Raw genomic sequence first — 224 nt, forward strand, 5'->3', positions numbered from 1 at the left:
TTGTTTACAGCTGGCAGTAAATCAGCTAGCTTAACCGTTACCGTGAAACGAAATAAATTGAGTTATGGTAACTATGTGCTACCTTTGAAAATGACACAATGTAGCTCGCCTTACTTTGAAATCAATCCTAATAAACAGTCGTGTCTCTTCGGCATCTCCTATGTGCCTGATGAATCGAAACTGCATCCGGTCACTCTGTCACGTGACATGACAGCCATCCATCC

At 42.4% G+C, this 224-nt stretch carries 1 protein-coding gene; it reads left to right on the plus strand.

The genetic code is table 11. The features are described from left to right. On the plus strand, nt 1–224 hold a 224-nt coding region (locus tag ABFY71_RS19210; RefSeq protein ID WP_347947481.1), incomplete at both ends, for a hypothetical protein.

Source organism: Devosia alba, assembly GCF_039938915.1.
GTDB lineage: Bacteria > Pseudomonadota > Alphaproteobacteria > Rhizobiales > Devosiaceae > Devosia > Devosia alba.